12 protein-coding genes, 1 pseudogene and 1 riboswitch are annotated in these 8662 nt (G+C 55.4%); of the genes and pseudogenes, 2 read left to right on the top strand and 11 right to left on the bottom strand.

The genetic code is table 11. The features are described from left to right. The 4 genes and pseudogenes from B9N72_RS20420 to B9N72_RS21835 all read right to left on the bottom strand — a co-directional run. The coding region (locus tag B9N72_RS20420) for a biotin carboxylase N-terminal domain-containing protein (protein WP_143477897.1) at positions 1 to 182 on the bottom strand (182 nt) is incomplete at its 3' end. A gap of 81 nt (positions 183 to 263) precedes the next feature. Then, a complete protein-coding gene (locus B9N72_RS20415) occupies positions 264 to 1127 on the bottom strand; it encodes a methylenetetrahydrofolate reductase (RefSeq protein ID WP_085277992.1) in 864 nt (287 codons plus the stop codon). A 257-nt stretch (positions 1128 to 1384) separates the two neighbouring features. After that, complete coding sequence (locus tag B9N72_RS20410) at positions 1385 to 2179, bottom strand: serine hydroxymethyltransferase (RefSeq protein WP_407681312.1); 795 nt, start codon at positions 2177 to 2179, stop codon at positions 1385 to 1387. 104 nt (positions 2180 to 2283) lie between these two features. Beyond that, positions 2284 to 2394, bottom strand: a pseudogene (locus tag B9N72_RS21835) (glycine cleavage system protein H); the annotation flags it as partial. A gap of 227 nt (positions 2395 to 2621) precedes the next feature. Beyond that, positions 2622 to 2708, bottom strand: a riboswitch (glycine riboswitch). 8 nt (positions 2709 to 2716) lie between these two features. Between B9N72_RS21835 and B9N72_RS21865 the strand changes: the two are divergent. Beyond that, positions 2717 to 3355 (top strand): DUF7230 family protein, encoded by a 639-nt coding sequence (locus tag B9N72_RS21865; protein WP_456107098.1) that lies wholly within the window; start codon positions 2717 to 2719, stop codon positions 3353 to 3355. 172 nt (positions 3356 to 3527) lie between these two features. Here B9N72_RS21865 and B9N72_RS20400 read toward each other — a convergent pair whose 3' ends face one another. The 7 genes from B9N72_RS20400 to B9N72_RS20380 all read right to left on the bottom strand — a co-directional run bounded on the left by B9N72_RS20400 (position 3528) and on the right by B9N72_RS20380 (position 8310). After that, positions 3528 to 3818, bottom strand: a complete 291-nt coding sequence (locus B9N72_RS20400) for a helix-turn-helix domain-containing protein (RefSeq protein WP_085277991.1) — start codon at positions 3816 to 3818, stop codon at positions 3528 to 3530. A 415-nt stretch (positions 3819 to 4233) separates the two neighbouring features. After that, positions 4234 to 4704 carry an EAL domain-containing protein gene (locus B9N72_RS21540; RefSeq protein ID WP_234986086.1) on the bottom strand — a complete coding sequence of 157 codons (471 nt, stop codon included), beginning with the start codon at positions 4702 to 4704 and terminating at the stop codon, positions 4234 to 4236. Positions 4705 to 4709: 5 nt separating this feature from the next. Further along, complete coding sequence (locus B9N72_RS21535) at positions 4710 to 5351, bottom strand: CHASE3 domain-containing protein (RefSeq protein ID WP_234986085.1); 642 nt, start codon at positions 5349 to 5351, stop codon at positions 4710 to 4712. Positions 5352 to 5699: 348 nt separating this feature from the next. Continuing rightward, positions 5700 to 6371, bottom strand: coding sequence for an SOS response-associated peptidase (locus B9N72_RS20390; RefSeq protein ID WP_085277990.1), 672 nt, complete (start codon positions 6369 to 6371; stop codon positions 5700 to 5702). A gap of 669 nt (positions 6372 to 7040) precedes the next feature. Next, the gene (locus B9N72_RS21175; RefSeq protein WP_159453063.1) at positions 7041 to 7193 is read right to left on the bottom strand and encodes a hypothetical protein; all 153 of its coding nucleotides are present in this window, start codon (positions 7191 to 7193) and stop codon (positions 7041 to 7043) included. A 161-nt stretch (positions 7194 to 7354) separates the two neighbouring features. Continuing rightward, positions 7355 to 7651: a hypothetical protein gene (locus tag B9N72_RS21025; protein ID WP_143477896.1), complete on the bottom strand. Its 297-nt coding sequence runs from the start codon at positions 7649 to 7651 to the stop codon at positions 7355 to 7357. A 263-nt stretch (positions 7652 to 7914) separates the two neighbouring features. Then, positions 7915 to 8310, bottom strand: a complete 396-nt coding sequence (locus B9N72_RS20380) for a hypothetical protein (RefSeq protein WP_085277988.1) — start codon at positions 8308 to 8310, stop codon at positions 7915 to 7917. A gap of 96 nt (positions 8311 to 8406) precedes the next feature. On the opposite strand from B9N72_RS20380, the gene B9N72_RS20375 reads away from it, so the two are divergent. Beyond that, positions 8407 to 8662: helix-turn-helix domain-containing protein (locus B9N72_RS20375; protein WP_143477895.1), on the top strand; the 256-nt coding region annotated here is incomplete at its 3' end.

Raw genomic sequence — 8662 nt, 5'->3', positions numbered from 1 at the left:
GCGATGGGCTTCTGGCCGGCGCCGACCTGGTAGGCCTCGTCGGCCTTGAAGCGGTGCAGGGCGAGCTTGTCTTCCTCGGCGTAGATGGCGACGGTGCGGATGTTCATCTCGGCGGCCGCGCGCATGACGCGGATGGCGATCTCGCTGCGGTTGGCGATCAGGAGGCTACGAATGGGCTTCATGGTTCACACGGGTCCAAACAAGGCAGTCAATTGAAAAGGCCGGACAGCAAGGTATTGCGCACGCGCCGGCAGCTAAGGAATTCAATTCGGCGGCGAGGCGGTCACTCCGGCCGACCTGGCCAGACCCAGCCGGGCATGCAAGGTCTCGATGGCGTCAATCTGGTTGAGGCTGAAGAAGTGCAGGGCGGGCACGCCTTCGGCGATCAGCCGCTCGCATTGCCGGGCGGTGACATCGAGCCCGAAGGCGCGCACGGCCGCGGTATCGTCGGCCAGGCTTTCCATCTTACGGTAGATCCAGCGCGGCATCTCGATGCCTCGCGCCTCGGCCCGTTGCGCCGTGCTGCGAAAACGGGTCAGCGGCAGCACGCCGGGCACCAGGGGCAGGGTGATGCCGGCGGCGTGGCAGCTGTCGCGCAGATACAGGAAGGCATCGGTATTGAAGAAATACTGGGTGACCGCCGCGTCGGCGCCGGCCTCCTGCTTGGCCCTGAGTGCGGCCAGATCGGCGGCCGGGCTCTTGGCTTGCGGATGGACCTCGGGATAGGCCGCCACCTCGATACGGAAGTCGTCCCCGCTGCGCTCGCGGATGAAGCGCACCAGGTCGCTGGCGTAGGCGAAGTCGCCGCGGCTGCCCATGCCGGACGGGGTGTCGCCGCGCAGAACGAACAGGCGGCGCACGCCGAGGTGCCGGTAATGCGCACACAGCGCCGCCACTTCGGCACGCTCCGCCCCCACACCCGACAGGTGCGGCGCCACGGTGTGGCCGGCCTGGTGCAGCTGCCCGACCAGGTCGAGCGTCCGTTCGCGCGTGCAGCCGCCGGCCCCGTAGGTGATCGAGAAGCACTCGGGCCCGAGCGCCGCCAGACGAGGCAGCGCCCGCTCCAGTTGCCCTGCACTCTGCGGCGAAGTAGGCGGGTAGAGCTCAATACTGAAGGGTATGGACATGCAACGCTCCTTATCGAAATACGGGGTGATCGTGACGGTATGCAGCGGCCCTATCCGGCAAGGCGGCGGCCCCCGGAAAGCGTTTCATCGTGGCTCATGCTGAGCTCCTTCACTCTCGAACACGCGGCGACCAGGTCGCCGTATGCGGATTTCTTCATTGGGGCCCGGGTACGCCCAGCCTCGCCGGATGGCGTGATCAGCCAGCGGCGCGCGGCGCCAACGCTGGCCGAAGCAGGGTCTCCGGACCCTCCGTTCCGTTACCGGCCGTACACCGGGAAGGCGGCGCACAACTCCGCCACCTTGGCGCGCACCGAGGCGACGACCTCTTCGTTGCCGAGGTGGTCCAGCACGTCGCAGATCAGCGTCGCGGTGCGCGCCGATTCGTACTCTGTGAAGCCGCGCGTGGTGATCTCCGGCGAGCCGATGCGGATGCCGCTGGGAACGAACGGGCTTTGCGGGTCGTTCGGCACGGCGTTCTTGTTCACCGTGATGTGCGCCCGCCCCAGCGCCGCGTCGGCGTCCTTGCCGGTGATGCCCTTGTCGATCAGCGACAACAGAAACAGGTGATCGTCGGTGCCACCGGACACCACCTCGTAGCCGCGCTCCTGGAATACCGTGACCATGGCGCGGGCGTTGGCGATGACCCATCGCTGATAGTCCGCGAATTCCGGCAGCAGCGCCTCTCTAAAAGCGACAGCTTTTGCCGCAATTACGTGCATAAGCGGGCCGCCCTGGATGCCGGGGAGCACCAACGAGCTGAACTTCTTCTCCAGCTCCGGGTTGCTCTTGCACAGGATCAGGCCGCCGTGCGGGCCGCGCAGGGTCTTGTGGGTGGTGGTGGTGAAGACATCGGCGAACGGCACCGGGTTCGGGTACAGCCCGGCGGTGATCAGGCCGGCCACGTGCGCCATGTCGGCAAACAGGTAGGCGCCCACCGAGTCGGCGATTTCACAAAAGCGGGCAAAGTCGAGCACCAGGGAGTAGGCGGAGAAGCCGGCCACGATCATCTTCGGCTTGTGTTCTATGGTCTGGAAGTTGAGCAGCGCCTCCAGGCGGCCCTGCGAAATCTCCGGCTGGTACGGGGTGGAGGCAGTGTAATGGTGGCCGCTTCGTCGCCCAGGACAAAGCTGTCGCCCTCTCGGGGCAGCGCCACGTAAACCAGGTCGCCCAGCAAGTTCTGAGCGTAGTCGGTGACGCCAACGGTGGCGCTACCGTCCGCCTCCAGACGCAGCCATTCGTGGGATTCGGTGTATTTGATGTCGCTCATTGCTCTCTCCAGACAGGGTTGCGTTAAGTGAAACGGGCAAACGCAAGCTGGAAGTGCAACGGCGAACGCAGGGGACGATCAGGGGATCGGCATCCGGACCTTGGCGGGGCATTCCAGGCTGCGTGAGCCTGATGCCCCCTCTGTCCATTTGCCTGAGAGATTACGGACCCGGACGGGAACGCTTTTCCTTCGGCGAGTCCTCGCGGGCCTACTCTCCAGAGTAGCTAGTCGATGCGGCAGTCCTTTTGCCTGAGAGTTTCTGGGGCGGTTCCCCTTCGGCGCCGCCACGTGGCGGCCTCTCCTGTCACATCCCGATAGCTTGATGCCCAATCTAGAGGAGGGGCTCCGAGACTGCCAACAGCAAAACGGCCAGGTCCCGGATGGGCGACAAACGACACGGGCCGCCCACTCACGCCGGGTTCTGGCGCAAATCCAGGCCAGACGGGCCTCTCGGCATCAAAGGCCCGGCCCGATACTTTGGCGTTTGGCGAAGTACGTATCTGAACATTCCTATTCAACGCGCGCCTTGCAACAATGGACATTGAGACGCGCTGCCGTTCTTGCGGGTGGCGAACTCCAGAGACGGACGCTCCCCGTCGGCCAATGTAGAGGCCATCGGGAAGACGATCCAGGAATGAAATTCCAGCGGCCAAGGCCTCACGCCCGAGGCAGGCGCCCCGAATGCCGGGCCGGCCTCGTCGCCGTTCGAAAAATTGACCCTCTTGGGGAACGGAACACCGGTGGCGCAGTCTACTCATTCGTCTGTCGAGAGCGCATCCTCGACTCAACTGGAAGGAACTCGATGGCCAAATCACCACGCACCAACCCGGTAGCGAAATTCGCACAACGTCTACAGCGCTGTGCCAGCTTTACAGACCGAAAGAAGCGAGCCAAGCAAGGCTATACCAAGCATAAGAAACAGGCGGGAAGTTTTACTCTCCCGCCTTTTTTATTGACCTGAAATCTGGCGCCAGCCACGGGCCCAAAGCCCGATTCCACGGGATTCCTGCGCAGCAGATAATGCCTCGCCCCGTCCGCATGGCAAGGGGCGCTTCGTCAAACCCGGGCTTCCGATGTCAGCCATTTGGCCAGACGGTAGGGAGACTGAAAATCCGCACGGTGAATCACTGCTCTTAACGTGATGTCGCCGACACCGCCTTCTTCAAACTTTCGTACAAATCGGGAAATTGCGTCTTGAGAAGAGCAATGACCTCCATGTCCTCACGGTTGATGACGGCAAGGTCAACTTGCTCGATATGCACCAGGCGGAACAGTTCGCGCACCGGGCGCGGCATGTTTCGGCCTGACTCGTAGCGCGACCCTCCGGATTGAGTCACGCCAATCAGGCTCCAGAATTGCACCTGGTTCAGCCCTCGCTTTTGACGAACTTCGCGAGGATGGGGCAGGGTTTTGTGCGATGTCATCAGTGGGCTCCTGTTTGTGGGTGCCGCAATGATAAATGGGGAGTGGGCAGTCTCACCTCAGGCAAATTGCAAATATTTGTTAACAAATATGCCATTTATTTAATAACATCCACCGCAAACACCGTTCCTCAATTGTCCACGCGATATCAAACAACCCGGCCGGCATCGGCCTCAAGTAAGCTCGCTGGGCGTAACCACACGACCCATAGGGCAGTCCATCCTGGCAAACCGGATGAATCAAAAATCGACAACGTGACGTTTATGGCATGGCAGCGGCAAACAGGGCACAGCCACCAGGGAGAACACAGGGAGAACCGCTATCAGACGGCGTCGCCGGCTGCGGAGAGGGCACGGCGCCTGCCGAGTTGGGGGTGAGAGGCGGAAAGCCTTGAATACTTCCTTTATGGCGAGTCGTTCAATGAGCGAACTCAGTCGATGGCACGGGCGGGATGAAATTCTCAACCCACTCCTGGAAGGCTTCAGCCGGCATCGGCTTGGCGATGAAGTAGCCCTGAGCGTAGTCGCATCCCAGTCGGGACAGCTGCTCCCAGTGCTCCCAGGTTTCAACACCTTCGGCCACGGTTTTGCGGCCCAAGTCACGCACGAGATCGATGGTAGAGCGCACGATCATCGCCGAGTCTTTACTGCGGGACATGTTCGCCACGAATGACTGGTCGATCTTGATATAGTCCACCGGCAACTTCTGCAGATAGTTCAATGAAGAATACCCGGTGCCAAAATCGTCGATATAGAGCGGAATACCCCCGGCATGCAGGCTATGCAGAATACCGAGCGCCAATTCGGGATCCTCCATGACGGAACTCTCGGTGATTTCCACCTCCAACCAGCCGGATCCAATCCCACGGGCAGCCTGCCACAAACGAATCTTGTTCAGCAGACTCTCATCATGCAGACTGCGAGCCGACAGGTTGACGGCAAAACGAGCAACGCCCCAACCAGCAAGCTGGCCACCACCAACATTTGGCGTGCATGCGCATAAGCAGACTCCCGCTGCCTCAGCAGCTGCCGCTCTTCCCGGTCCATGTCGTCTAGCAGACGGTAGGTGAGGGCCCTGGTTTGCCGTAACGGCGCCTTGGCGACGAAGGCGTCGGCGGCTGCCTTGCCTTGCGTCTTGAGCAGGAGCTCAACCTGCCTCGCAATGGCCAACCGTTGATTGAGCACTTTCCGCAAGGCAGCCCAGCGCTGCCTCTGCCGCGGGTTGTCGGTGGTCAACTCCCGGATTTGCCCGAGCGCGTTTTCTCGGGCTGCGATGGCGTCGTCACGTTCGGCGAGATTCCCGGCATCGCCATAGAGACGGAACGACTGCGTGGTTAATTCGATCTGCAGCGAATAACCCCGAGTGAGGGCAAGCTGCTTGAGCAACTCATCGGTGTGGGTGACCCATTGAACCGAGCGGGTCGCATCATCGGCAACCTTCCAAATGATCAGAGACAGCGCGATAACGACCAATACGGCGGTGGAGAGTGCCGCGAACAGCCTGGACTCAAAGCTGGACCGCAAAGATAGCGTCACGGGCACCTCCTTTCTATGTGGAGTTTTCAACGCTGCTTGCGCCAGAGGCCAATCCAACTCCAATTGGCACGCCATTACAGTGCAGTATGGTCGCCCACGCGGCGTGCACAAAATGATTTGTCATGAACGATTCACTCGCCATGATGGCACTCAATAAAAACATGGCACCACAATACTTTATTTCTGGGCTGCCCAGACAGAAATCGGCGAGGCGTTCAGCTCACCCCATCAGCGAACAAAAACCGATTGACTGTTTCTATTGTTACCCGTTTTGCATTAAAGCGTCGGCATACTGAACGTTCAGTAGAACAGCTTGGGTGTACACGAAAACAATAAAGAGAAGGAGAGTTATGCGCCTAGCACGGGCTCGACCAAATCCGGGCCGTCATGGCGCGGATTGCCGACGCGGGCCGATACCGGCCACATACGCAAGCGCTCGCTTGGGCAGGGCGTGAGCAGGGACTGCAGGAAAGGGCCGGGCGCCTCGGGGTCCAACCAGTCACGATAATGCTCGGGCGGCAGGATGCAGGCGAGGCGGTCGTGGATGGGGCGCACCAGGTCGTTGGCAGGGCCGACGATGATGGTGCAGCTGTCGATGGCTTCTGCCGTAGCAGGGTCGGTCCAGCGCTCCCACAGCCCGGCAAAGCCCAGCCCGTCACCCTCGGCGTCGGTAATGAACCATGGCTGCTTCTGTTTGCCGCCCAGATCCTGCCACTCGTACAGGCCACTGGCCGGGATGATGCAACGCCGATGCTTGAAAGCGGCGCGAAACGCCGGCTTCTCCGCCACCGTCTCGGCCCTGGCGTTGATGGTGCTGTACCCGATCTTGCGATCCTTGGCCCAAAAGGGGATCAGCCCCCAGTGCGCCTCGGCCACTTCAACGCCACCGCGTGCGGCCCGCCGGATGATCGGGATGTTCTGGGTGGGAGCGATGTTGTAACGGGGAGGCGAAGCAAAATCCAGCTCGAGCTGCTGCCAAAGACCTCGAAATGGGGTGTAAATAGCGTAGCGGCCACACATCGCAAATCCTTTCCGACGAAGGCTCATGCCCGCTAAAGCATAGATGGCATGGTGGCCGGCGGCACGTTTGAGTTATCTCTAGATTGGCCGTTGTTTGCTTTGCCATAGACCAACTTGAACCCCAAGGAGCCCCCTACACCGTCGCAGACGATGAGTTGTCAGGCTTCTATATCCGCGTAGGCACGGACAGCAAGTCAAAGCAAAAGACTTTCAAGAACAACAACGTCAATAGACTAATTCTTGAAAAGATTGATGATGTTGGCTTGTTGTTAAATAAGTTTTTAATAAAAATAAAGGGAAAATAAAATGAAAAACTAATTATCTTTACAGTACTGTTGTCAGCAAAGGCGTTTTCTTATCCTAACATTCCGAAGGATAAAGAGTATTGCCAATTTTTGAGCCAACAGATCGGGCAGACGCAAAGAGCGAGCTACCCAAAGGAAAATGAAGAATTTCGACAAGCACGTATAAGACAATTACAGAATGCTTATCAAGTTTACTGCAAGCAAAACAAAGCCCCGAAAAGCTAAATGTTTACCATGTCCTTCAAATGGCAAATTTGAGTATTATCCCAGAAACTATCAACCTGGGTTATTTTAAATAACTTTATAAAACTATAACCGACATCAATGGCAGTAATAGTTTATTTACATCTTGTAAATGTGATATTTAGAGCCGATTTTTTGCAACGCCACATACTAATTTTTTATCATGGCCAAAATCATCAATCATACCGTTAAGAGCATCTTCTGCAGTTTCCACTGCATCGGTTCTAACCTCAGGATATTTTGTTTTTTTTGCACTCTTGGAAAGTTTAGTCAAGTCATTTCCAAATTCTTTCAATGTTGGATTTCCATTAGCAAAGGCCAATAATGGGAAAGCCAATAAAAAAGAACAAATAATTTTTTCTCATACAATCCCTTCTATATAAAATAAATAAATGAGAGATATAGCCATATCTCTCATTTGATAAATAATTGAAATTACTTACAACCTAGTACCCCATAAACGTCATTTCTTTTAGCCGCCTCACAAAAATCTGGTTTATTGTTCGGATATTTTTTCATACGGACTTCAAACCATTTATGAGAATCTCTTTCAATTACCATTTCTGCTATTTTCATACTTACTTCACTATTATCTGTTTCATCATACATTTCTTGCACGAATTTTTTATATGATGTATCTATTTTCTGTACATTATTTTCGCTATATAATGTGCTTCCCATTGCTAACATTGAAGATAGCATAACAGAAAAACCTAAAATAATTTTATTCATAATAAACCCCTTCTATATAAAATAAATAAATGAGAGATATGGCTATCCGAACATTCCGAAGGATAAAGGGTATTGCCAATTTTTGAGCCAGCAGATCGGGCAGACGCAAAGAGCGAGCTATCCGAAGGAAAACGAAGAATTTCGGCAGGCACGTATCAGACAATTGCAGAATGCTTACGTCGTCTACTGCAAGTAAAACGAAGCCCCAGAAAGGGGCTTTGTTTTATCTCTTCATGTCGTGGCAAAAGCCTAATGTCAAGCACTTATTCCCCATTGGCAATCTTGGCCAGTTTTTCGAAATATTTATAAAACATCCAAATAGTCCCTAGTATTATGAAGAGTGCTGATAAGATCTCTATCCCAGCAACCACTTTTACAAAAATACTATTTTCCATATCAGAAGCGTCCCTTATCGTAAACTCTTTCCCAATATTAGGCTTGTCTAGTAAAAACACTCGGGAGCGAATTTCGGAAAACCCTCCTAACATGAAACAATAGTCACCTTCATCCCCAAACCCATTGGAATTGGACTGGACATCCCATTGCATATATTTGTAAACTTTGGTGCGTACCTCAAATCCGATATCCTGCCGGCCTTGGGCATTCCCAGTAAACTTAATACAATAACCCTTGTCTGCATGCGGCAAAACAAAATCCATTACTTTGTCAAATATCGACTGCTTGTTTTTGTACGCCTGACTATCATCTATCCGATACAAAGTAAGTAGTGCCGCACAACTAAGTTGGAATGATTTTTGCTTCTGTTTGCGTATCTCCCTGATGCCGGTTCGACGATGCGTAAACTCACATTGACCTTGAATGAAGCTGAAGTCTGCACTCTTGAACAATTAGCCAAAGCACACCCCAAGGAATATTTCCGCTTGCGCGGCAAGGCGTTGATTGCTGTCAACCAAGGTCAGGACATTGCCACCGTTGCCGCCGTGTTGCGAATCAGCGGCGAGAGCATCAGAACATGGATTCACAACTGGGAACGCCACGGTCTAGTCGGCA

Source organism: Pseudogulbenkiania subflava DSM 22618, assembly GCF_900177275.1.
Lineage (GTDB): Bacteria > Pseudomonadota > Gammaproteobacteria > Burkholderiales > Chromobacteriaceae > Pseudogulbenkiania > Pseudogulbenkiania subflava.
Note: the sequence above shows the minus strand (reverse complement) of the source record. Positions and strands in the feature narration are given on the sequence as shown.